At 59.4% G+C, this 23785-nt stretch carries 25 protein-coding genes and 4 tRNA genes; 18 read left to right on the top strand and 11 right to left on the bottom strand.

Annotated elements, in window-relative coordinates; all coding sequences use genetic code 11:
* Both VMT30_00610 and VMT30_00605 read right to left on the bottom strand, forming a co-directional pair.
* Nucleotides 1-660: hypothetical protein (locus VMT30_00610; protein HVQ43455.1), on the bottom strand; the 660-nt coding region annotated here is incomplete at its 3' end.
* 125 nt (nucleotides 661-785) lie between these two features.
* Entirely contained in the window at nucleotides 786-1637 is an 852-nt protein-coding gene (locus tag VMT30_00605) for a hypothetical protein (GenBank protein HVQ43454.1), read from the bottom strand.
* A gap of 179 nt (nucleotides 1638-1816) precedes the next feature.
* Here VMT30_00605 and VMT30_00600 point away from each other — a divergent pair, with 179 nt between their 5' ends.
* The 6 genes from VMT30_00600 (at nucleotide 1817) to VMT30_00575 (ending at nucleotide 4411) form a co-directional block, all read left to right on the top strand.
* The gene (locus VMT30_00600) at nucleotides 1817-2350 is read left to right on the top strand and encodes a pilin (GenBank protein ID HVQ43453.1); all 534 of its coding nucleotides are present in this window, start codon (nucleotides 1817-1819) and stop codon (nucleotides 2348-2350) included.
* Nucleotides 2350-2709 (top strand): hypothetical protein, encoded by a 360-nt coding sequence (locus VMT30_00595; GenBank protein ID HVQ43452.1) that lies wholly within the window; start codon nucleotides 2350-2352, stop codon nucleotides 2707-2709. The genes VMT30_00600 and VMT30_00595 overlap by 1 nt, the downstream gene beginning before the upstream one ends.
* Nucleotides 2710-3021, top strand: a complete 312-nt coding sequence (locus VMT30_00590; protein ID HVQ43451.1) for a hypothetical protein — start codon at nucleotides 2710-2712, stop codon at nucleotides 3019-3021.
* A 49-nt stretch (nucleotides 3022-3070) separates the two neighbouring features.
* The gene (locus VMT30_00585; protein HVQ43450.1) at nucleotides 3071-3388 is read left to right on the top strand and encodes a hypothetical protein; all 318 of its coding nucleotides are present in this window, start codon (nucleotides 3071-3073) and stop codon (nucleotides 3386-3388) included.
* Between the two features lie 14 nt (nucleotides 3389-3402).
* Entirely contained in the window at nucleotides 3403-3855 is a 453-nt protein-coding gene (locus VMT30_00580) for a hypothetical protein (protein HVQ43449.1), read from the top strand.
* A gap of 94 nt (nucleotides 3856-3949) precedes the next feature.
* Nucleotides 3950-4411, top strand: coding sequence for a hypothetical protein (locus VMT30_00575; protein ID HVQ43448.1), 462 nt, complete (start codon nucleotides 3950-3952; stop codon nucleotides 4409-4411).
* 248 nt (nucleotides 4412-4659) lie between these two features.
* Here VMT30_00575 and VMT30_00570 read toward each other — a convergent pair whose 3' ends face one another.
* The gene (locus VMT30_00570; protein ID HVQ43447.1) at nucleotides 4660-5097 is read right to left on the bottom strand and encodes an Hsp20/alpha crystallin family protein; all 438 of its coding nucleotides are present in this window, start codon (nucleotides 5095-5097) and stop codon (nucleotides 4660-4662) included.
* 279 nt (nucleotides 5098-5376) lie between these two features.
* Here VMT30_00570 and VMT30_00565 point away from each other — a divergent pair, with 279 nt between their 5' ends.
* The 5 genes from VMT30_00565 (at nucleotide 5377) to VMT30_00545 (ending at nucleotide 9934) form a co-directional block, all read left to right on the top strand.
* Nucleotides 5377-5901 (top strand): phosphoribosyltransferase family protein, encoded by a 525-nt coding sequence (locus VMT30_00565; GenBank protein HVQ43446.1) that lies wholly within the window; start codon nucleotides 5377-5379, stop codon nucleotides 5899-5901.
* Nucleotides 5902-5933: 32 nt separating this feature from the next.
* On the top strand, nucleotides 5934-7211 hold the full coding sequence (locus VMT30_00560) for a hypothetical protein (protein ID HVQ43445.1): 1278 nt from the start codon (nucleotides 5934-5936) through the stop codon (nucleotides 7209-7211).
* 92 nt (nucleotides 7212-7303) lie between these two features.
* Complete coding sequence (locus VMT30_00555) at nucleotides 7304-7897, top strand: hypothetical protein (protein HVQ43444.1); 594 nt, start codon at nucleotides 7304-7306, stop codon at nucleotides 7895-7897.
* A 105-nt stretch (nucleotides 7898-8002) separates the two neighbouring features.
* Nucleotides 8003-8095 (top strand) — tRNA-Ser (locus VMT30_00550).
* Between the two features lie 57 nt (nucleotides 8096-8152).
* Complete coding sequence (locus VMT30_00545; GenBank protein ID HVQ43443.1) at nucleotides 8153-9934, top strand: ABC transporter ATP-binding protein; 1782 nt, start codon at nucleotides 8153-8155, stop codon at nucleotides 9932-9934.
* On the opposite strand, the gene VMT30_00540 is transcribed toward VMT30_00545, so the two are convergent.
* Nucleotides 9931-10179, bottom strand: a complete 249-nt coding sequence (locus VMT30_00540) for a transporter suffix domain-containing protein (protein ID HVQ43442.1) — start codon at nucleotides 10177-10179, stop codon at nucleotides 9931-9933. The genes VMT30_00545 and VMT30_00540 overlap by 4 nt on opposite strands.
* An 8-nt stretch (nucleotides 10180-10187) precedes the next feature.
* A tRNA-Ser gene (locus VMT30_00535) sits at nucleotides 10188-10275 on the bottom strand.
* Nucleotides 10276-10345: 70 nt separating this feature from the next.
* Here VMT30_00535 and VMT30_00530 point away from each other — a divergent pair.
* The 3 genes from VMT30_00530 to VMT30_00520 all read left to right on the top strand — a co-directional run bounded on the left by VMT30_00530 (nucleotide 10346) and on the right by VMT30_00520 (nucleotide 11341).
* On the top strand, nucleotides 10346-10909 hold the full coding sequence (locus VMT30_00530) for a hypothetical protein (GenBank protein ID HVQ43441.1): 564 nt from the start codon (nucleotides 10346-10348) through the stop codon (nucleotides 10907-10909).
* A 54-nt stretch (nucleotides 10910-10963) separates the two neighbouring features.
* Nucleotides 10964-11039, top strand: a tRNA-Arg gene (locus VMT30_00525).
* 212 nt (nucleotides 11040-11251) lie between these two features.
* Nucleotides 11252-11341 (top strand) — tRNA-Ser (locus VMT30_00520).
* Nucleotides 11342-11398: 57 nt separating this feature from the next.
* Here VMT30_00520 and VMT30_00515 read toward each other — a convergent pair.
* The gene (locus VMT30_00515) at nucleotides 11399-12223 is read right to left on the bottom strand and encodes a hypothetical protein (GenBank protein ID HVQ43440.1); all 825 of its coding nucleotides are present in this window, start codon (nucleotides 12221-12223) and stop codon (nucleotides 11399-11401) included.
* A gap of 143 nt (nucleotides 12224-12366) precedes the next feature.
* A complete protein-coding gene (locus VMT30_00510; protein ID HVQ43439.1) occupies nucleotides 12367-14937 on the bottom strand; it encodes a valine--tRNA ligase in 2571 nt (856 codons plus the stop codon).
* A 418-nt stretch (nucleotides 14938-15355) separates the two neighbouring features.
* Between VMT30_00510 and VMT30_00505 the strand changes: the two genes are divergently transcribed.
* From VMT30_00505 to VMT30_00495, 3 genes are all read left to right on the top strand, one after another.
* Entirely contained in the window at nucleotides 15356-15697 is a 342-nt protein-coding gene (locus VMT30_00505) for a hypothetical protein (protein HVQ43438.1), read from the top strand.
* A gap of 306 nt (nucleotides 15698-16003) precedes the next feature.
* Nucleotides 16004-17140 carry an AmmeMemoRadiSam system protein A gene (amrA, locus tag VMT30_00500; GenBank protein HVQ43437.1) on the top strand — a complete coding sequence of 379 codons (1137 nt, stop codon included), beginning with the start codon at nucleotides 16004-16006 and terminating at the stop codon, nucleotides 17138-17140.
* 170 nt (nucleotides 17141-17310) lie between these two features.
* Nucleotides 17311-18180, top strand: a complete 870-nt coding sequence (locus VMT30_00495; protein HVQ43436.1) for a hypothetical protein — start codon at nucleotides 17311-17313, stop codon at nucleotides 18178-18180.
* 52 nt (nucleotides 18181-18232) lie between these two features.
* Here the strand turns inward: VMT30_00495 and ilvA are convergent, their stop codons facing one another.
* From ilvA to ilvB, 3 genes are read right to left on the bottom strand one after another with little or no spacing between them, the layout of a single operon-like run.
* Nucleotides 18233-19729, bottom strand: a complete 1497-nt coding sequence (gene ilvA, locus VMT30_00490; protein HVQ43435.1) for a threonine ammonia-lyase, biosynthetic — start codon at nucleotides 19727-19729, stop codon at nucleotides 18233-18235.
* Nucleotides 19726-19986 (bottom strand): ACT domain-containing protein, encoded by a 261-nt coding sequence (locus VMT30_00485; protein HVQ43434.1) that lies wholly within the window; start codon nucleotides 19984-19986, stop codon nucleotides 19726-19728. Before VMT30_00485 ends, ilvA begins: the two co-directional genes overlap by 4 nt.
* Nucleotides 19987-19990: 4 nt before the next feature.
* Nucleotides 19991-21709, bottom strand: a complete 1719-nt coding sequence (gene ilvB / locus VMT30_00480; protein HVQ43433.1) for a biosynthetic-type acetolactate synthase large subunit — start codon at nucleotides 21707-21709, stop codon at nucleotides 19991-19993.
* Nucleotides 21710-21970: 261 nt separating this feature from the next.
* Here ilvB and VMT30_00475 point away from each other — a divergent pair, with 261 nt between their 5' ends.
* Nucleotides 21971-22912: a hypothetical protein gene (locus VMT30_00475; GenBank protein HVQ43432.1), complete on the top strand. Its 942-nt coding sequence runs from the start codon at nucleotides 21971-21973 to the stop codon at nucleotides 22910-22912.
* 71 nt (nucleotides 22913-22983) lie between these two features.
* Here VMT30_00475 and VMT30_00470 read toward each other — a convergent pair whose 3' ends face one another.
* Entirely contained in the window at nucleotides 22984-23604 is a 621-nt protein-coding gene (locus VMT30_00470; protein ID HVQ43431.1) for a hypothetical protein, read from the bottom strand.
* Between the last annotated feature and the right edge of the window lie 181 nt (nucleotides 23605-23785).

The following is a 23785-nucleotide window of genomic DNA, read 5'->3' as shown; positions in this document are numbered from 1 at the left end:
GGTGTAGTTGTCGAAGCCGGCAGCGGTACCAATGACAATGAGGAAGAAGATGAGAATAAAGAAGACACTGGCAAGGTTGCGGAAGGTACCCCAAATGCCAAAGGCGGTTTTGTAGTCGGGACTGGAGCTGTCGAGGGGGGGTTCTTTGAGGAAGGGCACGATGACTTTGTCGCGGATGGTGTCGACGACGCTCACGAGCAGTTTGATGGCGCCGCAGATGAGCCAGCCGAATGAGCCGGCTTGGCAGTCTACCGGATCGGCGCTGCCCCCGCCGGTGCCCGCGGCCGAGGATGAAGCGATGTCGATGGGACTGCTGGTGATGCCTGGAGGGCCGCTGCAGCCGGTGAGTGGTGCGGCATTGAGTGTGCCGGTGGCGCTGCCATCGGGCTTGGTGACGACGCTGCTGATGGTGGCGGCGATTTTGCAGCCGGCGATGTCAAGCTGGGGAGTGAGGATGTAGTTGTTGCCATTTTTGACGAATACGCCCGCTGGTGGTATGCGACCACCTTGGTCGAAGACTCCCTTCGCGCCGACGATGTTGCCGGTTTGTGAGTCGAAGATGTAGGTTTCGCCTGCGGCAGTGGCGGGCGGCGCGTACGCAAAAAGCGCTGCTACACTCGTAAAGAGCGTGAGGAATACGCCAAACAACCGCCTCTTCATGGCCTCAAGTATAGCATTAGCAATTTCGGAGTGGCTAGTTAATTGTGTCCGGGCGCAGCGAACCCCCGATCGGGTTCACTAATCGGGGGTAAGGGCGCCCAGATCGGGGGCGCTCGGCGGTGCGCTCAGTCGTCGGGTGAGCAGGTTGCCGGGGTGGAGCCGGCGGGGCAGGTCTTGCGGGCGATGAACGCGGTGGGTACTCCATTGATGGGGTACTCCCAGCGCTCCAAGACGTAGAGCGTGCCGACGGTGGGCTTGCCGTCCAGGTAGTAGCGCACCGACGAGTTTGGTCCCAGGCTGGCTGGGGTGACATCGCCGGCGGTGACCGGCTGGTTGATGTCGACCTTGACCGTGTGGATGCCGTCGGAGCGCGACACGGGGTAGGACGGGTCCGACTCTCGCATTACGACGCTGGCGGCGGCGTACGGGATGCCGGCGTACGGGTTGAGCGGGAAGCCGGCGGCCGTACCGGTGGGAACGTCGCTGGCCCAGAAGTTGGTGTACTCCACCCACTCTGTGGTGCGGGCGCTGAGTGGTGGCACCGGCATGGTCTGGCCGGTGCTGACGTAGTACTCCACGTGGCGCCACCATTCGGTTTGCCGGCCGACGATGCCGGCCTTCATTGCGTCGGAGCCTGGCTTGGCGCCGATCGGCAGCTCGATGGGATGGCTCGGGAAGAGATCCGAGGGCTGCGGGGCAGCGTGGGCCGGCGGGGTGGTGGGGGCGTGCGTGATCTCGGCGTTGCCCGCCGGGTACGTGGGGCCGGAGTGTGGGTCCGATCCCAGGGCGGTGCCGTGCCGGGGTGTGCCGGCTGGGGCGTTGGACGAGCCCAGGGCGGCGATCGCAAGGATGACCAGCAAGATGATGCTGATCGCCGGCGCGGCGTAGACCGAGGCGTACCAGAGTGGCTGGTGCTTGTGCGATGGACGCTGCGGGCCGGGGTCGCCGGGCGGGCGCAGGTCTGTTGCTACACTCATCTCCGGATCCTCTCATCCGTTGACGTGGACTAGAGCGGGACTGTTCATGTGCTGGATCTCACCTCGCGTGGAGTGGAAAACCTTAAGCTTATTATACTTCTAATTGCGCAAATCGTCAATGCAATTTTGGAGCGTTAGAATTTTGACTTATGGACCCTCTCATCGGTACAATGCAGCCAATGAAGCGTGTTGGATTGGTTTCGTTGGGCGTGGCGGTGGCCGTTTTGGCCGCAGCTCTTCATATGGGTGTGGCGAATGCGGCGCTTACCTGTCCCGGAGGCCAAGTGCCAGCTGATAACGGGATTTGCATCGGTCAGCCGCAGGATTCGAGCTCGCCGGCGCCGGTGGCTACGACTTCGCTCGATCCTCTTGCAGACAATGGCAAGTTGGTGTGCATTTCGGTGCCGGTGCTGTCGAACTTTTTGCATAAGGGTGACTGTACGGGTAATACCGTGCAGGTACCGTCGGATCAGCCGGGTGGGCCGATTTTGTTTTACCTCAAAATGATCTTGGCGCTCGTAAATGGTCTGGTGGGGGCAATAATTTTGCTGGTGTTCGTGATTGCGGGCATTCAGTACATTACTTCGGCCGGCGACCCGACACGGGTGAAGGCGGCCAAGAAGCGCATTATTCAGGCGGTTACGGCTCTTGTGCTGTACATGCTGATGTTCGCGATTTTGAACTTCCTGATACCGGGCGGAATCTTGCTGTGATGCTTCAGCAGGTGGTGCAACCGTTCCATTTGGCGGCTGCGGGTACTGGGTGTGGTACGAGTACCGGCATTCTGCCGAGTTTGTACGATGGGCTGTGTACGGCCGGTGGCACAACGCCGCAAGTTCATTCGGTGGCGGATGTGGCGATTATCATCGGCAACTTGGTGCGCATTTTGATCGCGATTTCGGGCTCGTTGGCGGTAATTTTGCTGCTGGTGGCGTCGATTTACTACATTACGGCGATGGGCGATCCGGGGCGGATAAAGCGCGCTAAGGATATTATTTTGTATGACATGGTGGGGCTGGTGCTGATTATTATGGCGTACGCTATTATTACGTATATTGTGGGAGCGTTTTAGATGATGTGGGAATGGCTGCGCATGGGTGCGGCGGACATCAAGATCACGTGCGATGAGATTGGTGGTTGTGCCGGTAAGGCGAACACGCCGACGCTTGACGTGGCGCTGACCAATATTGTGCAGGCGATTGTGGGAGTGATCGGCGGGCTGGCGCTGATTTTTGTGATCGTGAGCGGCTTGCAGATGGCATTGGCGTCCGGTAGCCCCAAGCGGTATCAGCAGGCTCGGGAGTCGTTGATTTATTCGATGGTGGGCGTGGCATTGGCGATTGTGGCGTATGGAATCGTGTTTTTCGTCGCGAATGCTTTGTAGCCAAGGTGTGCGGAGGGGTTTATTATGATAACCATGAGAGGTACGGGTGATGAGTAGTTTGGTGGCATTCTTGGCTGACGCTAGCACCACGATCACGGGTGGTCTGGACGCGGCGTGTGGCGACTCTTGCAATAAAAACACGCTGAGCCACGCTTTCTTGAATATCTCGACGGCGCTGACGTTTGTGATTGGCTCGGTGTCGGTGATTATGATCATTGTGGGCGGACTGCGCTATGTGTTGTCGCGCGGTGATGCCAAGCAGGCAGAAGCCGGCCGCAATACGGTTTTGTACGCGGTGATGGGGGTCGCGATCGCCATTGTGGCGTATGCGATCGTAGCGTTTGTGAATGGTAGTATCGGGCGGTAAATGAGGAGATGGCGGTGAGGAGATTAGCGGTATTGTTGGGTGGAACGATGGTTGGCATGATGCAGTCGGTGGTGCTTGTGCTGGGCTTGGGCGTGGTGTTGGCGGCGCCGATGCCAGTGTTGGCGGCGCCCGCGACGACATGTAGTGATCCGAGCCTGGGCGGTGCGATTACCGATCCGATTGGCTCGGGGGCGGCGTGTTCTAAAGGGGGTAGCCAGAGGCAGACGTTGTTTGGGCCGGGAGGCGTGTTTACATCCGTGGCTAATACGTTGACGTTTGTGGTGGGGGCGGTGTCGGTGATTTATTTGATCATCGGCGGTTTTCGGTACGTGACCTCTGGCGGTGATTCCAAGGCGGTGACGGCGGCCAAGGATACGATTTTGTACGCGATCATCGGAGTGGTGGTGGCGATCGTAGCGTTTGGTGTGGTCAACTTCGTGGTTAATTCTTTGGCACAGGCAAGTTAGGCGTTTGTGGCGTTGGCCTCTACATTGCATTGCGTTAATGCTTATGCTAAGGTCTGCTCAAAGTGAATCGTATATATAAGGAGTATTCATAACGATGGGTATAGAAACATTAGCTAAGAAAGTGGCGGTGTCACTCCAGGCCCTCGTGATGGTGCTCGGTGTGAGCTCGGCTTCGGTGGCGGCAGTGACCGTTTCGTCGGCGCCGGTGTACGCGCTGGCGAGCGATTGCAATACTGGCCAGATCAACGGCAACGCGGACAGCGATCCGCTGAAGGCCGGCACTGCTTGTTCGCAGGGTGGTAGCCAGCGAGAGAGTTTGTTTGGCCAAGGCGGCATCTTTACCGTCATCGCTAACACATTGATCTTCATTGTGGGTGCTATCTCGGTGATCTACTTGATCATCGGCGGCTTGCGCTACGTGACCTCGGGTGGTGACTCCAAGGCGGTCACGACTGCTAAAGACACCATTCTGTACGCTATCGTGGGTATTGTGGTGGCGGTGATATCGTTTGCGCTCGTTCAGTTCGTGGTCAATGCTTTGTCTACTGCTAGTTAGCTTTCGGTCCATTGGAAAAGAGAGGCCCGCGAGGGTCTCTTTTTTGTTGGCGCGGCTGTGTGTGGGGCTCCGGCGGAGAGACGCACCGGCTTGGTCCCACGAACTCTACCTCCGACTTCCCTCTTTGCTGGGTGTTGTCTGGCGTGAGCCTGTCGCCGGTGCGTCTCTCCTCTGGAGCCCCGGGGCTGCGGGGATAACGAAAAAAGCACCGCAGGGCGGTGCTTTTTGGCGCAGGCCTTTTGAGGGGTCTAGACGACGGGCTTGACCTTGATCTTTTTGACTTTGTCTTGGGCCACCTTGGGGATGGTGACGGTGAGGACGCCGTCCTTGAGGCTGGCGGCGGCTTTCTCGGCGATGGTGGAGGTGGGTAGGATGACTGACCGGGAGAAGGATCCCCAGTAGCACTCTTGTACGTAGTAGTGCTCGCGGTCGACCTCTTTTTCTTCGACGCGCTCGCCACGGATGGTGACGACGTCTTCGGCCACCTCGATGTCGATTTTGTCCGGCGTGACGCCGGCGATGGGGGCCTTGATGACGACGTTTTCTTTGGTCTGGTAGACGTCAACGGCCAATTGGCCTTCGGCCTCCGCCATCCAATCTTCCTCGCCCTCTACAGGTGCATCGAGGAAATCATCTTGTAGTACGTTATCTTGATCGTTCATAGCAGCGTTTTTCTTGCCCGGCATGCAGGTGAGTCTCCGCGTTAATGGCTTGTGGGATTCTCGTGCCTGCTTTTGTGATTTGCGGTGCAGGCAGCTTTTGCCTATTATAGCGGGACGTTCAGATGAAAGGCAAGTTGGCAGATGATTCTCGACCGGTTACTCTCGTTTTTGACCCCGGTGCAGTGTTTGGAATGCGGTACAGAGGGCGCTGTATTGTGCGCAACCTGTGTGCGGGCAGGGCGGCAAAATTTGCGGCCGCGGTGTTTTGGGTGTGGCCGCAACTCGCTGGGCGGTGCCACTTGCATGATCTGCCGCGAGCAATTTAGCTTGATGGGCGCAAGCGTGGGAGTGAGTTATGCGGGTTCGGTGCGCGAGCTCATCTTGCGTCTGAAATTTCATCGGTTACGCGTGGCGGCCGAGGTGGCGGCGGAGCTGGTGGTGAGTGGTTTGCCGGAGGATATGCGCGTGGATGTGGTGACGGCGGTGCCCATATCGCCGGCTCGGTATCATGAGCGGGGGTACAATCAGAGCGAGCTTATTGGCCGACGGGTGGCGGCGCGCCTGGCACTCCCCTACGCGTCTTTGCTGGTTCGCACTAATTCGGCCCATCAACTGGGCGAGGACCGGCGCACGCGCTTGGAGCAAGTGCGAGGCGCGTTTGCGGCTTCGCGGCGGGTGGACGGCCTGAGGGTTTTGGCGGTGGATGACGTGATTACTACCGGCGCCACACTGAACCAATGTGCCGAGGTTTTGAGGCAGGCGGGAGCCGAATGGATTTGGGGCGCAGTGGTGGCGCGGCGTATGCGGGATGCCGGAGATTTGGCATAAGCGTTTTGGTCGATGTTTGCTACAATCGAGGAATGATACGGCTGGCTCTCGGATTACTCTACCTGATTCTCTTTATCATTCAGGCCGTATTTTCCTACTCATTTTCGGATTATAACTTTCATTCGTCTCCCCTGTTGTTTGTGCTGGGGGGGCTGGGAGCGCTGATGACGGCAGTGTGGTGGCGGCGGTTGCCGGCGCGCCTCGATTGGCTGCTGGTAGCGGCGTTACTGGTGGTGGCGGTGGCGACTTTTCCGGGTACCTCGCGGGATCACCTGCGATATTTGTTTGACGGCGAAATGATTCGAATCTGGCATTTGTCGCCGTATGTGCATCTGCCGTACGAGGTGCCGGTCGATCAGTATTCGCAGCCGTTTGCGCATATTTGGTGGACACGGATTCCCAGCCCGTATGGCCCACTGTGGGAGGCCATGATGGTGGGGGTGAATTTCATCAGCAATAATCGGTTGGTGGGCGGGCTCATAGCGCTCAAATTGCTGAATCTGGCTGGGCTTTTGGCTTGCGCGTGGTATTTGTACCGGCTTACCGGCAGAAAGTCAGTTGCCTATGTGCTACTGATCAATCCGGTGGTGCTGGCCGACACCGTGGCTACGCCCCACACCGATATTGTGATGGCGGCGTTCTTGTTGATGGCGGGCTATTACCAGCGGGCGCCGGTCCGGGGATTGCTGACGGCCGCGGCGGTGTTGATCAAGCCGCATATGATAATCTTTTGGCCGTTTTTGGCCAAAAGTTGGCGTCAGGGCGTGGTGGTGGGCGTTTGGGTGACGGTGGCGCTGGTAGGTCTGCTGCTGGCGCTGAAGCCGTTGGTGGGATTTGATTGGCTGCCAATGGTACAGGCGGCTCAAGGGGGTGGTGTGACGGCGCGAATTTCGCTGTTGATGTATGGCTTGTTTCCGTGGGCGCCGGCTCAATATATTTATTTGGCTTCATATGGCCTTTTTTTCGCGGGCTACGCAGGGATTTTTTGGTTGTATGTGCGTCATCGGGTGTCGAGTTGGGAGGCTTTGGCGTTGGCAAGTTTGCTGGTGCCATTGTGCCTGACGGGGGTGCTGCTGCCGTGGCATTTCATGCTTCCGATTACGCTTTTATTGCTCAGTGATAAGCGGATTGCCAAGATGGGTGTGCTGTTTTTTACCTTTCTGGTGATGCGGTCGGCGGTGTCGGTGTTGGAGCTCTTGATAACGGCGGTGGTCGTGATGATGGGGTATTTGATCGTGCGCGAGGTGTACCATCGTTTGTCGGAGCCACGGGGCTTGCTGTTGTGGGCGGTTGAGGGTTTGCGCTCTTAGCCTAGCCATTTTTGCTAAAATGTGTTATGAATTGTACGGCTTTTCGTTAGCCAATCCGATGCAAGTCCAAACGAGCCCAAAGGGGGCATGCCATGCGGTATTCGACAGTGGACGACGCGGTGCGCAAGGTGCACGAAGAGCGGCAGTTTCCGACCGAGTTCCGGCCGGAGAGGGACATTCTTGGCTATATCTGGATCGTGATGGCCCTTCTGATCGCTGTGGCCACCTGGGCCGGATGGCGCTGGGTGGTTCCGGCCATCTTCTCGGAGCTCGACCGCAACCCGGATAAGCAGAGTACCGACAAGCCCATCATGGCGATCGCGGTCATACTGGTGACGGCAAGTTTGGTCCTCTGGTGCGCGGTGAATGTCTACAGATTCGCAGGGCGGGAGAAAATCCAGGCCGAGCGTTTCCGCGCGACGGTCATCGCCATGAAGTTCCCGCTGGAGAGTCATCTCGGCACGGTGCGGGAACTACTGGGGAGCACGGACCTGGAGGGCTACGACCTGCACTTAGCCTCGGGTCATCCGACGGTGATCTTCGCTCAGGCGCGGATAACGTGGGTCGACGGCATCGTTCACTTGAAGCCGGTTGGGCGCATGGATCTCTACGTCGACCTGTGGTCGCAGCGAGCCGGCCTCGGAGCCATGCTGGATGCGGTAGCGGCCAACGCGGCGGACCGCTAGCGAAGACCGAGGTGGGGGCCTGCGCCGTGTGCGTGGGCCCCCACCGGGAGCTAAATCTTGAGCAAAAAGCCAAATGCCATTATAGTTACTAACGTTCAGTGGCGTGGAGAGGTACCCAAGTGGCTGAAGGGGCGGGTTTGCTAAACCTGTAGGGGGGAGTAATCCCCCGCGAGAGTTCGAATCTCTCCCTCTCCGCCAGAGCAAGCACCCGACGCGTATAGCGATCGGGTTTTTGCTTGGGTAGAATGGGAAGGTATGACAAAAGAAACATTACGGTTATTTTGGCAGGCGACATGGCGCTACAAGGGGCTGCTGCTAGCCTCTGAAGCCGGCGCTATCTTGTGGGTTTTGACCTCAGAAATCGCCGCGCCGTTTATCGTGAGCCAGGTGATCAATCGGTTGTCGCATGCGGCAGCGGGAAGTTTGACGCTGGCGGATTTTGCGCCGTTTTTGTGGGCATATGTGGCGGTGCGGGTGGTGAATGTGGTGGTGTCGCGGGTCATGATGCAGCCGTACATTCGGCTGGAGCCCAATGTGACTCGTGACTTGGAGGACATGAGTTATAAGGCTTTGCAGAGCCATAGTATGGGATTCTTTGCGGATAATTTTAGCGGTGCGTTGGTGGCGAAGGTGAGCCGGTTTACGAGCTCGTATCAGAAGATTATTGAAACGGCGACCGGCGACTTTGCGATGCTGCTGTATCGATACGTGTTCATTATGGCGATTTTGTTTTACCTGAATGTGGTGATAGCGCTGGTGTTTTTGCTTTGGACGGCGATATTTAGTGGGTCGGTGGTGTATCTGCACCGGCGTAAGCTTAAGCACTCTGAAGCGGCGGCAGCGGCTCAGACGCTCGTGACAGCGCGGCTGGCCGATATTATCACCAATACGCTCACGATTCGGTCGTTTGCGCGGTCGGATGAAGAGCGGCGCGGCTTTGAGGGGCTCACGCAGGATAGGCGAGATTTGCGGTTTCAGGCGTATCGGTACGGCGATCAGATTCGGCTCTACAAGAGTGTGGTGATCACGGTGCTGAATATTTTGGTACTCGGATTGTCGATTTACTTTGGGTTGTCGGGCAAGCTGGGGATTGGATCGATTATTTTGATTCAGCTGTTTTTGTTCCAGCTGGTGAACCAATTGTGGAACCTGGGGCGGTTTATGGATCGTTTCGAGGAGTCACTGGCGGATGCGAACGAGATGACCGAGATTATTTTGCAGCCCAATGACGTGGTGGATCCGGCTAGGCCGGAAGCGAGCCGGATTGTGCGTGGCGCGATTGAGCTGCGGGACGTGACGTTTTCGTACCACGATGAGCGGCACGATGATGCCTTGCTTGATCGGCTGAAGATTGTGATTCCCGCTGGGCAAAAGGTGGGGCTGGTGGGGCCGTCGGGCGGGGGCAAGACCACGATTACGAAGCTGCTGCTGCGCTTTATGGACATTCAGAGTGGGGAAATTCTCATTGATGGGCAAAATATTGCGCATTTGCGGCAGGAAGACTTGCGGCGTTCGATTGCCTATGTGCCCCAGGAGCCACTGCTGTTTCATCGCTCCATTTTTGAGAATATTGCTTATGGAAAGCCAAAAGCCTCGCGCGAAGAGGTGCTGGCGGCGGCCAAAAAGGCGCACGCGGATGACTTCATCACCCAGCTTAATCATGGCTACGAGACGATTGTGGGCGAGCGAGGCGTGAAGCTCTCGGGCGGCCAGCGCCAGCGGGTGGCGATTGCGCGGGCGTTGCTCAAGGATGCGCCGATTTTGGTGCTTGATGAAGCCACCAGCTCGCTCGATTCGGTCTCGGAGCGGTATATCACCGAGGCCATGGGAGTGCTCATGCGGCGGCGCACGACGATTGTGGTGGCGCACCGGCTGTCGACCATCCGTCGGCTCGACCGGATCTTGGTGATCCGTGACGGTCAGGTGGTGGAGGATGGCTCCCATGACGAGCTGCTTGGGCGCGACGGTTTGTACGCGCAGTTGTGGTCGCATCAAGCGGGCGATCTGCTCGACGATCCGGCGGCGACTACGGTTTAGTCTTGCGGTGGTCGGCGAAGGTAGGCAATGAGGCGCGCTTTGAGCGCTGCGTAAACGGGCTTGCCGAGCACGGCAACGCCGGCCCCGAAGCATAGTTCGGCGACGACAAGGGTAATTATGAGCGTGATGCCTTTGTGCGGCAGTCGGCTGAAGGGAATAATGAGTTCGGCGATCCAGCCGAGACCGGCGAGATAGATAAGAGCGATGCCCAATTTGGCGCGCTTGGTACGCAGTTCGTTGATCATGGGTGTGATGGCGGAGGGGGTGGGATTCGAACCCACGGACCCGTGAAGGTCTCCGGTTTTCAAGACCGGTGCACTCGGCCGCTATGCGACCCCTCCAGGTAGTAGTATAGAGATATTGTACATGGGGTGCTAGTTGGGCCATAATGCTTGGCAAGAGGGAGTGAATATGCCGGACGAGGCGCCACAACAGCCAGAACCAGAAGCTCAGGAACAATTGCCGGACGAGACGGACGAAGGCATAGGTCCGGATGAACCCGGGGAATTGGATGAACCCGAAGAGCCAATAAGTTGGCAGGCTTCGGAATTCGTCCATCATCACAAGTCGCCCCTGTGGTATGGGGTGTTGGGTTTGATTGTTTTTGTCTTGGCGGCGGTGGCAGTGTGGTTGCATTTATGGCTTGAGATAGGCCTTTTTTTGGCAATGGGTGCAGCCGTGGTGGTGTATGCGCGCAAAGCACCCCGCACCCTGCTTTACGAGCTGGATGGTGACGGTCTCACGATTGATGGGAAAAAATACGGATTTGAGGATTTCAGGTCGTTTGGTGTGGTGGAAGATACGGAGTGGCATTCGATTGATCTGGAGCCGAGCAAGCGTTTTAGTCCCCGCATGGTGGTACTCTTCGATAGCAGTAGTCTGGATGAAATTGTGGAGCATTTGGAGCGTCACTTGCCGCGTGCCGACCGTGAGCCGGATGTGATTGAGCGTATTACTCGGTACGTGCGCTTTTAGGGTTTATTTCGAGCCCACGGTGTGCTAAAGTCTGACGGTACAATGGTCAAATATGCGCTCGTAGCTCAGTGGATAGAGCATCAGCTTGCGGTGCTGGGGGTCGGAGGTTCAAGTCCTCCCGGGCGCACCAGAAATTATACGTTTACAATAAGCACCTTCGGGTGTTTATTTTTTGGGGTACTGCTATGCCTGCGGGTTCTCGATGGGCGAGAATGTGCAAATTATGCCGCTATCTTATAAGTGGTTTTGCTTTTGTGAGTCTCAGAGGATGGGCGCTTGAGCTGCACGCGATTTGAAATTGCTCAACAAATGAGCTGAAATATGGTATTTTTAATTGGTTCTGGAGAGGTCGCATAGTGGACTAGTGCGCCGCACTCGAAATGCGGTGAGGTCGCAAGGCTTCCGTGGGTTCGAATCCCACCCTCTCCGCCAGATATAATACGTAGTTTTAAAAAAACGCTTTAAAAAGCGTTTTTTTCATGTTCGTGCTTATGGTTTGTTGGCTTGGAGACGGTCAATGAGTATCTGTTGGCTTTCGGCGGCGGGTATCTGGTTTTGGTCGATGTAAACGCTGCGGAGGAGTTGATGAGCGGCTAGGTCGCTGGGATTGAGCGCGATGGCTTCGACGAGAAAGTCGGTGGCCGTGGTGAGATCGGCGGGTGCATGTCGGTTGTAGAGAATGCGGGCTAAAAGTAGGTTGCGCTCAAATGAGGTGGGTTGTTGCACGAGTAAAACCCTTGAGCTCTCTGTGAGCCCGCTAGCATATAGCTCGCTGGCTAACGGTAGATTCCCGGCCTGAATGCGCGCAAGGCGCGTAGCGGTCTCTGGTGAGGCTACAAGTGGGGTCAGTGAGGGGATTTGGTTGGCTTGATTCCCGAGGGCGTAAACGAGCGCCGCCAGAATAATGCCGTCGTCGGTGTGGCCGGTGCCGAGGAGTGGCTCCACGTAGTCGGTGGCTTCAGTGGCGCGCCCGAGCTCAAGCAGGGTGCGGACGTGAAGGCGACTAGCCTCACTCCCCTTTCCGGCTTGGTCGAGCGTATCGAGGGCCTGCTCGGCATGTCCGGCGGTGATTTGGATGCGAGCCAGGCCGAGATAGGCGGATTGGTTGGCGGGATCGAGTAGGGTGGCTAGTTGGTAATCGGCGGCGGCCTCGGCTATGGGCACGCCAGCGGCTTCGCGGGTGAGCTTGTCGGCTTCGGCATGGGCCGCCGTGCGGACGGCGGGCCATGCGGCGGCCAGGGCGATGGCAACGGCGATGACGAGAAGGCCGGTGAGGCCGAGGAAGGCATTGGGGCTGGAGGATGGGCGGGTCATGATGGTTATGATTTTATCACGCGGAATGGTTCGGGTTTGAACCATGTGTTTTGGCTGGGTCTTTTTACATCATATAAAGTATAGAATATACCTTATATGGTTTAGAGTCGTCGAGGTGTCGTACGATTTGGCTCAGATATAAGCTAGTTTAGTCGTGAAAGCTGAGTTTCGAGCTTTTTAATCAAGGCTAGGGTTTCTGCGTGACGCTCACGAGTCTCCCCCACTATCTTGGCTGGGGCTGAGGCTAGGTAGCTGGCATTGCCGAGCTTGGCTTCGAGACCTTTCATGTATGTGCGCTTCTCGTTGAGCTGAGCCGTGAGCCGGGTGATGGTTTGAGCGATGGTTTTGTCGTCGGCGGCGAGCCAGGCTTTGGTTTGTGAGCTGTTGATCAGCAGGCCTTTTGATTGGTCGGCTTGTTTGAGCTCTAGGTTGCGGGACAGCCGGGCGATGAGTGGGCCATTGGCTGCCCAAAATGGGCTGGCGATATAGACGACGGTGGCTTTGTCGAGGCTGAGCTCGGCGCGGGTAGTACGGATTTCGCGGACGATTGAGACGACTTCGTCGAATTCTCGTATTTGTTGACGAGATAGATCGGCTTTTGTTCTTGTAATGTCTACTACGGGCCAAGGTGTGGTGATGAGCTGGGTGGATTGCCATGGCAGTTCGCTCCAGATGGCTTCGGATACGAAGGGGGCGATAGGATGAATGAGCTGCAAGATGGTTTGTAGGCCGTGGGTGAGCAGGTCGTGATTGGGGGAGATTTTGGAAGCTTCGAGATACCAGTCGGCGAAGTCGTCCCAGAGCAGGGCGTAGATGAGCTGGCCGGCCTCGGAGAAGCGGTAGTCTTCGATTGAGCTGGTAACGTCGTTGACGGCGGCGTTGAGCTTGGCTAGCATCCAGTGGTCGGCGGGGGAGTGGAGCTTGGGGGCAGTGGGGGAGTAGTTGTCGGGGAGCTGGCCGAGGATAAAGCGGGCCACGTTCCAGAGTTTGTTGTTGAAGTTGCGGTAGCCTTCGATTTTGGACTCGGAGAGGGGACCGTCGTTGCCGGCGGTGATGCCGATGGTGAGGGCCAGGCGCAGGGCATCGGTGCCGTATTTGCTGGTCATATCGAGGGGGTTGATGACGTTGCCTTTGGATTTGGACATCTTTTTGCCCGTGCCGTCGGTGACGAGGCCGTGGAGGTAGATGGTTTTGAACGGGACTTGGCCGGTCTTGAACAGGCCGAACATGATCATGCGGGTGACCCAGAGGAAGAGGATGTCGCGGCCGGTTTCCATGACCGAGGTGGGGTAGAAGCCACGCTCGAAGTCGCCGGTGGCCATGGTGGTGGCGTAGGGCCATTGGCCGGAGCTAAACCAGGTGTCGAAATTGTCGGTTTCGGCCTCGTAGTTGCCGGCGCCATAGGTGGCGATGGCCTCGGATTCATCGATGGCGATGATGTAGGCGGGCTTGGTGGTGTCGGAGCCGGCGTTGTAATACACGGGCACGCGGATGCCCCACCAATTTTGCCTCGAAATGTTCCAATCATGGAGGTTTTCGAGCCAATCGAGGGCGATTTTGGTGAAGCGCTCGGGGACGAATTTGACCTCGCCGGACTTGATGGCGGCGATGGCGGGTTTTTTGAGCTCGTCGACTTTGAGCCACCATTGTTCGACCACGAGGGGCTCGATGGGGGTGCCGCAGCGGTCGTGGATGCCGATGGAGTGGGTGTAATTCATGTCGACGTGGTCCATGAGGCCGCGCTCTTCGAGGTCGCGTGCGACCTGGGTACGTGCTTCGACGATGGGCATGCCGGCGTAACGGCCGGCGAGCTCGGTGAGGAGGCCGTCGGTGCCGATGACTTGTTTGACCTCGAGATTGTGGCGCAGGCCGATTTCCCAGTCGTTGTGGTCGTGGGCAGGGGTGACTTTCATGGCGCCGGTGCCGAACGCGGGGTCGATGTGGGGGTCGGCGATGACCTTGAGATGGATGGGGCCATTGAGATCCTCGGCCTCGATGGTTTTGCCGATGTATTTGGCGTAGCGTTCGTCCTTGGGGTTTACGGCAATGGCGGTGTCGCCGAATTTGGTCTCGGGGCGGACGGTGGCGAGCACGAATGGGCCGTACTTGATGTAGTACAGCGGGTCGACTTGGTCGCGGTGTTTGACTTCGATGTCGGCGAAGGCGGAGCGGCAGTGGGGGCACCAGTTGACGATGCGGTTGGCGCGGTAGATGAGGCCTTGGTCGTGGAGCTCGCGGAAGGTGTCGTAGACGGTGGCGACGATCTTGTCGTCGAGGGTGAACTGGAGGCGCGACCAGTCGGCGCTGAAGCCGAGGCTGCGGAGCTCATTGATGATGGTGGACTGGTTGCTGCGAGTGAACTTCATGACGTCGGCGTAGAACTGCTCACGCGTGAAATCGAAGCGGCTCTTGCCTTCTCCCGCGAGCAGGCGCTCGTAGACGACCTGGGTCTCGATGCCGGCGTGGTCGGTGCCGGGGAGCCAGAGCGTGGGGTGGCCTTGCATGCGGCGGTAGCGGATCATGATGTCTTCGATCACGAACATGGCAGTGCCCATGTGGATGTGGCCGTTGGCGTTGGGCGGGGGCATGATGATAGTGAACGGATCTTTTTTGGCCTTGAGATCGGGCTTGAACGCGCCGGAATCTTCCCATTGGGCGTAGATTTCGGGTTCGTATTTAGACGGATTATAGGCTTTGTCGAGCTCGTGGCTCATGAGTATGGTTCCTCCAACGTTGTCGTTATGTGGTGAGAAACGAGGGTAATTCGCTTGAGGGTAAGTGTAGCGGGTTTGAGCGGGATTGGGTAGGTTAAGCGGAAAGATTGTTAGGATAAGATGCTTGATAAGCACACCGTGTGCCCGCTGGTTTGCGCCAGCCTGTTCGAGGAGTGTCCATGACCGAGACCAGTCCTGTCCCTGCGCCGGCTCGCTCGCTCACCCGGTTAGCCGGTCCGTTCTCGGTGAGCAGTTCGTCTGCACCGCGAGCCTGCCCTGCGGCTTGTACTTGGGCCTGGTGGTGGATGAGGTCGGTTTGCCGGTTTTCGGGGATGATAGTCCTTCCTGGCCCAAGATAGGCATCTGGGGGTCCCAGAGTTGGGCCATCGTGGCTCCCTGGGAGAGGGAAGCAGACCCGGTGGTGCGAGGGCGTGTGCTCGACCGTCTGGCGGGGTCTGCTACGTTCTTCGGTGACCAGATGGTGCTTTCTGACCTGGTGGAGCTGTCCATCGCCATGGCCTTGCGCGACCGGAAGGAGCTTGATTGGGCCGGTCGGCCGGAGTTGCTCGCCTCGTATGCGGCCAAAGCCGTGATCTGGGTCGCGAGCAAGCTGCAGCTCATCGGCGGACCGCAGCTGGACGCCGAAGTGGCGTCGGGTACTGGCTTCGGCGGCTTTCCGCATCAGGAGGAGGTGAATGTCCAGGACGTCGTGGTCTATCTGGCTCTGCCTCGGATCACTCAGGCGGTTCAGGTCGCGTGAGTGATCGGCTCCTCGGCGTGCATCGCCGGGCCCTGCATCGGGGCTCGGCGGTGTAATCCCGTAAGCTTCCACGCTATAAGCGTGGCTTTTTGTTGGTTAAGTGGCTGTGGCCCAGCCTCACTTCGAGTGGCTCGGTGATTTTTGACACAAAGTGTCATTTTTTACTGATGCATATTAATGGGCTCGTCACGGCGAAGAAGATTTAGGAAATTTTGAGACTCAGGTTTTTGGGGTAGATCTCAATGTGATGGCTGAGGTGACCAAGGACAATCACTGATACTATTATTTTAACTTAAGGGATGGGAGGTGCTGGTGCTGGTTTTTGGTCTGATTTCGCCCCATCCGCCGCTGATTATTCCGGAGATTGGCGGAGAGGATATCAAGAAGGTGCGGAAGACCACTGCGGCGCTGGAGCGGGCGGTGGGGGAGCTGGCTGAGGCGGGGGTGGAGGAGCTGATTGTGATTTCGCCGCATGAGGACCATGGGTTTGAGGTGCCGGAGTACTATTTGCGGCGGCGGCTTTCGGGGGAGATGCCGGTGGAGGAGATATTGGTGACCGAGGACTCATACCAATATTATTTTGATTATGGCCGTGAGGTGGGGGCGCGGGTGCGGGGCGAGAAGACGCGGTATGGGATTGTGGCGTCGGGGGATTTGAGTCATGTTTTGCGTGCGGATGGGCCGTACGGGTTTAAGGCGGCGGGGCCGGTGCTGGATGAGTTGATTGTGGCGGCGGTACGGCGGCGGGACGCGCCGGCGTTGTTGGCGATTGATCCGGTGACGCTGAATGAGGGGGCGGAGTGTGGGCTGCGGTCGATTTTGTTTTTGCTGGGGGCGCTGGAGGGGGTGGATGTGCGAACCGAGGTTTTGAGCTATGAGGGGCCGTTTGGGGTGGGGTATATGGTGGCGACGTTGGCGGTGGAGGAGGCGGCGAGGATTACGGCGTTGGCGCGGGAGGCGATTGGGCATTATTTGGAGACAGGTGAGGTGATGGCGGCGCCGAAGGACTTGGATGGGGGTTGGCGCCGGCGGGCGGGGGCGTTTGTGTCGCTGCATGAGGCGGATGGGGAGTTGCGGGGGTGCATTGGGACGGTGGCGTCGGCGAAGCGTAGTTTGGCCGAGGAGGTGATGGCGAATGCGGTGGCAGCGGCGACGCAGGACCCGCGGTTTGGGGCGGTGAGGGCGGAGGAGTTGGGGGATTTGAAGATTAGCGTGGACGTGCTGGGTGCGGCGGTGGTAGAGCGCGATGTGGCGCGGCTGGATCCGAAGCGGTATGGAATTATTGTGACGTCTGGAGACGGGCGGCAGGGGGTGCTATTGCCGGATCTGGAGGGCGTGGATAGTGCGGAGGAGCAGATTCGAATTTGCCGCGAGAAGGGTGGGATTGGTCTGGATGAGGTGGTGGAGATTCGGCGGTTTGAGGTGGAACGGTTTGAGGAATAGCCGGGCATCTGGGATGCCCGAGCCACTTGGATGGCGGGGCAGGTGGCGGTTTTACGGCGTAAGTAATTTTAGGTGCGCCTAGGGGTTAAGCGAGATGCCTTTTGATTTTGGTGATGGGGGAGTGTAAGATGATCGGCGTTCGTATACCGTCGACCGAAGGGATCTCTGTAATGCGACGCTACTTGCTAGTGCTGGGTGTGGTGGGCGTTTTCGGCCTCCTCCTACTTAGTAGAGGGGGTGGTTCGGCTTCCTCCGCGCCGGTGCCGTCGGCGATAACGGTAGGCAGCGTCTTGCCGCCCGAAACAATGCGAGCGATGGCGGGAGACCTCCAGATGCCGAGCTTGCCGGAGTACCATCTCACGGTTCGGGGGCACTTCGAACAGAGCGGCTACCATTTTACGATCCTCACGGCTCCGGGGGCGCGAACGGCGGTGTCGTCATCGGACCTGGCTTCGGCGGCGGCGCGTTATGCCGGGCTGACGAAGCAGCAGTTCCCGGTGCGCCTGCGAGAGGGTGATCAAGAGGCCAAGCCATTGTTTGGTCTGCAGGTCCGTGGCGGCGAGCTAGAGCGGTTGGTAGTGTTCCTGAAGGACGGTGCCAGCATAGGCCAATTGAAGGCAGAAGTAGACCCCCTGAACGGTGACGCTGTGCCGTTCACTGTCAGGTCTCCGGATGACACCGGCAAGTACGTGGCGAGCTTCATCAGCCCCGAGAACTTGGGGCCAAATCCGCGTGGGGTGTCTCAGTTTGCCAGCGCAACTTATGTACAGGTATGCCTTAGTGTGCTCGGCGTAGAGCCGAGTGCGGAAGCGCAAAGGCAACTGTCTGGACCGCCGTGGCGTGATGAGCTGACGCTCATTGGGCAAGCTGGTCGGGCCAGCGTGTGCAACGGCTTGGGCAAGGCCATGTCGTTTCGCCGCGCAGGGATTGATCATCCGGTGTATGTCGCAGCGACTACGGTGGGGTTTGAGCCTGGCTACTCCCAGCTCCAGGCCGTGCAGATCGTGGTGAATCGGTCGACGTACAACGCTTTGGCGTAATGAATTGGGCTCCCGGCGGTCGCGCGATCGACTGCCGGGAGCCCCTTGACGCTTAGAGGAACAAGCGGGCGGCGGGCGAGGCAATAGGCGTGAAATCACAGTTGGCGGCGGCGAGTTTGGCCTCGAGGGCGTGCCGGTCTTCGGCCTCGAAACCGATGAGGACGCGGCCGGTGTCGCTGCCGAGGCCGCGGTAGTGGAAGAGGCTGATGTTCCATTGGTGGCCGACGTGATGCAGGAAGTCGCTGAGGGCGCCGGGGCGTTCGGGGAAGGTGACTCGGTAGAGGTGCTCGGACTGTGTTTCGGGCGCGGGGCCGCCGATCATGTAGCGAATGTGCTCTTTGGCGGTGTCGTCGAGGGAGAGATCGGTGTATTGGTAGCCCTCGGCCTTCATTTTGGCCGTGAATTCGGCTTTGTCTTCGGGTCCGTTGATGCTGATGCCGACGAAGACGTGAGCTTGGCTGCGCTGATTGAGGCGGTAGCCGAACTGGGTGATGTTGTGACCGCTTACGACGTGCTGGCAGAAGTGCTGTAGGGCGTTGGGTTTTTCGGCTAGGGTGATGGCAAATAGGGCTTCTTTGCCGCTGCCCAGCAGGGTGCGCTCGGCAATGAACTGGAGGCGTTCGAAGGTCATATTGGCGCCGGAACAAATGGCGACGGTGCGCATGGTGGGGTCGGGGTGGGCGGCGGCGTATTTGGCGATGCCGGCTACGGCCAGGGCGCCGGCGGGCTCGACGATGCTGCGGGTTTCTTCGAAGATGGATTTGATGGCGGCGCAGAGCTCGTCGGTGGTGACGGTAAGGCTGTCGTCGACGAGTTCTTGGCAGATTTTGAAAGTGGTGGCGCCCATTTGTTTAACGGCTACGCCGTCGGCGAAGATGCCGACGTGAGGGAGGGTGACGCGCTGGCCGGCGGCGAGGGAGGCTTGGAGGACGTTGCTGTCTTCGGGCTCGACGCTGATGATTTTAACGCCCGGCCGCAGGGCCTTCACGTACTGGGCGATGCCGGCGATGAGGCCGCCGCCGCCGACCGGTACGAAGATGTGGGTGACGTTGGGGAGCTGCTCGAGGAGCTCCAGGCCGACGGTGCCCTGGCCGGCGATGACGAGCGGGTCATCGAAGGGATGGATGTAGGTGCGGCCGGTTTCGGCGGTGCGGCGGGCGGCGTGGTCGGCGGCGTCGGAGTAGCTGTCGCCGGCTAGTTCGACCTCGGCGCCGTAGGATTTGACGGCCTCGACTTTGATGGCCGGCGTGGTGCGGGGCATGACGATGAGCGCCGAGAGGCCGAGCTTTTGGGCGGCGAGGGCTACGCCCTGGGCGTGGTTGCCGGCGCTGGCGGCGATGACACCGCGGTGGCGTTCGGCCGTGGCGAGCGAGGCTATTTTGTTGTAGGCGCCGCGGAGTTTGAACGAGTGGACGGGCTGGAGGTCTTCGCGTTTGAGGTAGACCTCATGGCTGAGCTGTGCGCTGAGCTTGTCGGCGCGGTCGAGCGGGGTTTTGACGGCTACGTCGTAGACGCGGGCGAGCAGGGTTTGTTTGACGGCATCATTCATGAATTTGATTCCTTGGTGATGGTTTTGAGGGCAGCGCTCCCGACGTCGATGAGTTTTTCGAGTTGGAGCTGGATTTGGGCGGGGTGGGGGACGTTGTGGGCGGCAATGGTCATGGTTGACCACGTGCCGTCGGCGTTTGGCTCGACATGGAGACTGGTGATGTTGCAGCCGCGGCGGCCAAAGACTTGCGCGACCCGCACCAAGACGCCAGGGGTGTCGCGGACTTGAAGGTTAAATATGTGGCTGATCGGCGGCATGGTGCTAGGTGCTCCCGGTGGGTTTGGCTAATTTGGTGGTAGGTGGCTCGATAATCATGTCTTCGAGGCGGGCGCCGGCGGGAATCATGGGAAAGACGTTGTCGGCTCTTACGACCTCGGCGTTGATGAGGACGGGGCGATCGGTAATGGCGAAGGCTTGGGTTAACTTGGCTTCGAGCTCGGCGGTCGAGGTGATGTTGACGCCGCCGGCGCCATAGGCTTCGGCGAGTTTGACGAAATCGGGGTTGCCGGGCAGGTCGGAGCCGGATTCGTGGTTGTCGAAAAAGAGCTCTTGCCATTGGCGAATCATGCCGAGGTAATGGTTGTTGAGGACGATGATTTTGAGGGGAAGGTGGTTGATGACGGCGGTGGAGAGCTCGAAAAGGGTCATTTGGAAGCCGCCGTCACCCACGAAGGCGACCACCGGCTGGTCGGGCCGGGCAAACTGGGCGCCGATGGCGGCGGGAAAGCCGAAACCCATGGTGCCGGCGCCGCCGGAGCTGAGCCAGTGGCCAGAGCTGGTGGTTTTGTAAAATTGGGCAGCCCACATTTGGTGCTGGCCGACATCGGTGGCGACGATGGCTTGGCCATCCGTGAGGCGGTAAACGGCGTCAATGACGGCCTGCATGGTGAGGCCGCGTTCGCCGGTGTAATGGAGCGGGAACCGTCGGCGGTAGGTGTCGAGGTGGTGATTCCAGGCGCTGTGGCCGGTGGGGCGGGCGGCGGCGGTGAGCGCGATGAGGGCTTGTTTAGCGTCGGCGCAGAGGGCGAGGTCGGTGGGGATGATTTTGCCGAGCTCGGCGGGATCGATGTCGATGTGGGCGATGAAGGCGTTTTGGCAGAATTTGTCGGCTTGACCGACGATGCGGTCGTCGAACCGCGAGCCAATGTTGAGCAGGAAATCGCATTCGGTGAGGGCCTTGTTGGCGTAGGCGGTGCCGTGCATCCCCAGCATGCCGAGGCTCAGAGGGTGGGTTTCGGGGAAGGCGCCTTTGCCCAGCAGGGTGGTGGTGACGGGGGTGTCCATGGCAACGGCGAGACGCTGTAGCTCGGCTTCGGCGCCGGCGATGAGCACGCCATGGCCGGCGAGGATGACGGGTCGTTTGGCTTGGCTCCAGGCGGCGATCAGGGGTGCGATTAGGGTGTGGTCGAGGGCGCGATGGGGCTGGTAGGCGGGTAGGTTGAGGGTGGGGGCAAGCGAACCGGTGAAGGGACCGGAGCTGACGTCTTTGGGTACATCGATGAGCACGGGGCCTGGGCGGCCGGTGGTGGCGAGGTGAAAGGCCTCGGCGACGATGCGCGGTAGGTCGCCCGTGGCTTTGACGAGATAATTGTGCTTCACCACCGGCATGGTGATGTTGAAGATGTCGGCTTCCTGGAAGGCATCGAGGCCCAGCATAGGGGTGATTTGCTGGCCGGAGATCACTATGAGCGGGATGTTGTCCATGTGGGCGGTCATGAGGCCGGTGACCACGTTGCCGGCGCCGGGGCCGGAGGTCACGAGCACCACCCCGGGGCGGCCGCTGGCCCGGGCGTAGCCGTCGGCGATGTGGGCGGCGCCCTGCTCGTGGCGCACCTGGATGAATTTGATGGGGGTGTTGCTGGTGATGAGGGCATCAAAAATGGGCAGGACGGCGCCTCCGGAATAACCGAAAATGTACTCGACGCCTTGTTGTTCGAGGGCTTTGATGAGCGCGGTGGCGCCGTCTATGGGGTCCGGCATGGGGAGGGTCCTTTCGTAGGGGGGCAATTTAAAAGCCCCGCGGGTGCCGCGGGGCTGGCTATTGTTTTTTGGGTTCAACAACTAGCGCCGCGCGGGAGGCGAGGGAATTACTACCAGAATAATTACGGATGCTTGAGCCATAGGGGAAGGGTACATGGCTGAGGTGGCGGGGTCAAGCCGGCGGATGGTGGCTTGATATCTGGTGCTAATGAATCTATTGTTTACGGCGATCGTGTACCTCCAACCGCAAAGGAGCTTGGTGTGCGACCACAACGTCTCTCGTTCCTTCCCAACCCCCCGGCCTGGCTGCGCCGGCTCAGTGTATTGCTGGCGCTGATGCTGGCGGTGGCCGGGTGCGACGACAGCACGTCCGGAACCGGTGCGCCTGCGGGTGGGCCGCCCGTGTCTGCTACCACCGCACAGGCGATCGCGCGTGATCTCGGACTCCCGAGTCTTCCGGGAAGGAAGCTCGCGATCCAGGGTGAATCTACCGAGAATGGGAGGCATATCACAGTCGTAACCATGGACGGCAGCCGGGTGTTGCTGCAGCCGGCCGGCGTTGCGCGGGTGGCGCGGGCGATGATCCGGAAGTTTGCCGGCAGCGCTATCGAGCCCACCATCGTGTTTTCCGCGGCGGTCAGCTTCCCGCTCACTCTTACCTACAATGTGGATCTAGCGCCGGGGTCGGAGCATTATCTGGTGTTTACGTCGAATCGGGTGGTGTTTAACCGCCTGGCGCGGCAAGCCGGCAACTCCGCGCCCGATGACGTAAGCCGCTTCACGGCGCGCAAGGCCGCCCGGCCTAAATACGTCATGAGCTTCGTCAACGACGTGGGCGAGCACAAGGGTACCTTCGATGTGGACAGCGTGGATTTCAACGCGGCGCTGGGCTATGCCGAGCTATGCACCAGTCTGCTCGTGGCGCATACGACGGCCGACCCGGGGGTGGTGCGGCTCTTGCCTCCGCTCCCTGGGTGGGAAAAATACCGCGGCAATCCGGCCGCGCTTATCAACCTATTGGATCAGGTCGGCGAGGTGGCACTGTGCGGCAGCATGGGTGCGGTAGCAGCGTTCGCTGGTGCGGGGCGGGCCTACTCGACGTACAAGAATGCGGCTCGTGACGAGGCTTTGCACTTGCCCGTGAATGGCTACGTGAGGCTTCCCGTGATGACGGAGAGCAACTACGATCTCCTGAAGGGGTGACATAGGCAAGGGGAACGGGAGACGTCCTCGGTGGCCGCAGTGATGTGGCTACCGAGGACGTTTGCCATTTCCTAGGCCTGCAAGACGGCTAGGGCGCGGGTGAGCCCGTCGGGGAACGGCTGGGCGCTCATTTCGACATACGGTAGGTAGTATTTGCGAGCCTCCCGCTCGATGCTAGCACTGGCGGCGGCGCTGAAGTGGGCGAAGGCATCGATGGTGGCGGGCTGGAGGGTGCCGAGCCAGCTATGGGGGTGAGTGTGGGCGTAATCGTGGATGATCTGGGCGTGGGCGGGGGATTGGTTGCCTAGAAAGACGGCTAAGTAGTCGAAATTGAGGTCGACCAGGAATTGGGGCAAGACGGCGACGCCTTCGATGAGTACGTCGTGGCCGGCGGCGAGTTGATCGCGTACGAAAGCTTCGACGGCCGGCCACACGACGGCCGATTCGCAGTCGGCGGCGGTGATGATGTCGGCCGTGTTTTCGCGCATGAGCCGCGCCATTTCGGCCTCATCGGTGTTGAGGCTGTCGAGATAGTAGAGGTCGGGTGCGGCGGCGGGGGGTGTAGCGTGTCGCAGCTCGGCGCGGAGATCGTCGGTGAAGGCGGCGGCGAGCGGGTGTTCGGTGAGAATGCGGGCGGCCAGCGTTGACTTGCCGACTCGCGGAGCGCCGCCAACGAAGTAGGCTCGCGGCATGGTTAGACTGTTCCGCTCAGAACGAGCAGGTAGCGTTCGGAGGTATGGAGTGGTTTTGGTAGTTCGGAATAGGGATACATGTTGCGTGATTTTACCTGACATTTAGCAGGCATGTAAAATGTCAGGTATTTTTGGAGGGTACTAGCCGGTGAGCGAAGGGTCGGCGCGGAGGGTCTGCTAA

This window comes from Candidatus Saccharimonadia bacterium, from assembly GCA_035544015.1.
GTDB lineage: Bacteria > Patescibacteriota > Saccharimonadia > UBA4664 > UBA4664 > UBA5169.
The sequence above is the reverse complement of the archived record's forward strand: the minus strand, read 5'-3'. Positions and strand labels throughout refer to the sequence as shown.

Excerpts from the sequence above, each read along its gene's own strand:
- VMT30_00585 (HVQ43450.1), top strand. The coding sequence starts at position 3,071 with ATGAGTAGTTTGGTGGCATTCTTGGCTGACGCTAGCACCACGATCACG.
- VMT30_00540 (HVQ43442.1), bottom strand. The coding sequence starts at position 10,179 with ATGATCAACGAACTGCGTACCAAGCGCGCCAAATTGGGCATCGCTCTT.
- VMT30_00600 (HVQ43453.1), top strand. The coding sequence starts at position 1,817 with ATGAAGCGTGTTGGATTGGTTTCGTTGGGCGTGGCGGTGGCCGTTTTG.
- VMT30_00545 (HVQ43443.1), top strand. The coding sequence starts at position 8,153 with ATGACAAAAGAAACATTACGGTTATTTTGGCAGGCGACATGGCGCTAC.
- ilvA (HVQ43435.1), bottom strand. The coding sequence starts at position 19,729 with ATGAATGATGCCGTCAAACAAACCCTGCTCGCCCGCGTCTACGACGTA.
- VMT30_00555 (HVQ43444.1), top strand. The coding sequence starts at position 7,304 with ATGCGGTATTCGACAGTGGACGACGCGGTGCGCAAGGTGCACGAAGAG.
- ilvB (HVQ43433.1), bottom strand. The coding sequence starts at position 21,709 with ATGCCGGACCCCATAGACGGCGCCACCGCGCTCATCAAAGCCCTCGAA.
- VMT30_00485 (HVQ43434.1), bottom strand. The coding sequence starts at position 19,986 with ATGCCGCCGATCAGCCACATATTTAACCTTCAAGTCCGCGACACCCCT.
- VMT30_00515 (HVQ43440.1), bottom strand. The coding sequence starts at position 12,223 with ATGACCCGCCCATCCTCCAGCCCCAATGCCTTCCTCGGCCTCACCGGC.
- VMT30_00605 (HVQ43454.1), bottom strand. The coding sequence starts at position 1,637 with ATGAGTGTAGCAACAGACCTGCGCCCGCCCGGCGACCCCGGCCCGCAG.
- VMT30_00470 (HVQ43431.1), bottom strand. The coding sequence starts at position 23,604 with ATGCCGCGAGCCTACTTCGTTGGCGGCGCTCCGCGAGTCGGCAAGTCA.
- VMT30_00565 (HVQ43446.1), top strand. The coding sequence starts at position 5,377 with ATGATCTGCCGCGAGCAATTTAGCTTGATGGGCGCAAGCGTGGGAGTG.
- VMT30_00595 (HVQ43452.1), top strand. The coding sequence starts at position 2,350 with ATGCTTCAGCAGGTGGTGCAACCGTTCCATTTGGCGGCTGCGGGTACT.
- VMT30_00510 (HVQ43439.1), bottom strand. The coding sequence starts at position 14,937 with ATGAGCCACGAGCTCGACAAAGCCTATAATCCGTCTAAATACGAACCC.
- VMT30_00575 (HVQ43448.1), top strand. The coding sequence starts at position 3,950 with ATGGGTATAGAAACATTAGCTAAGAAAGTGGCGGTGTCACTCCAGGCC.
- VMT30_00560 (HVQ43445.1), top strand. The coding sequence starts at position 5,934 with ATGATACGGCTGGCTCTCGGATTACTCTACCTGATTCTCTTTATCATT.
- VMT30_00495 (HVQ43436.1), top strand. The coding sequence starts at position 17,311 with ATGCGACGCTACTTGCTAGTGCTGGGTGTGGTGGGCGTTTTCGGCCTC.
- VMT30_00570 (HVQ43447.1), bottom strand. The coding sequence starts at position 5,097 with ATGCCGGGCAAGAAAAACGCTGCTATGAACGATCAAGATAACGTACTA.
- VMT30_00530 (HVQ43441.1), top strand. The coding sequence starts at position 10,346 with ATGCCGGACGAGGCGCCACAACAGCCAGAACCAGAAGCTCAGGAACAA.
- VMT30_00590 (HVQ43451.1), top strand. The coding sequence starts at position 2,710 with ATGATGTGGGAATGGCTGCGCATGGGTGCGGCGGACATCAAGATCACG.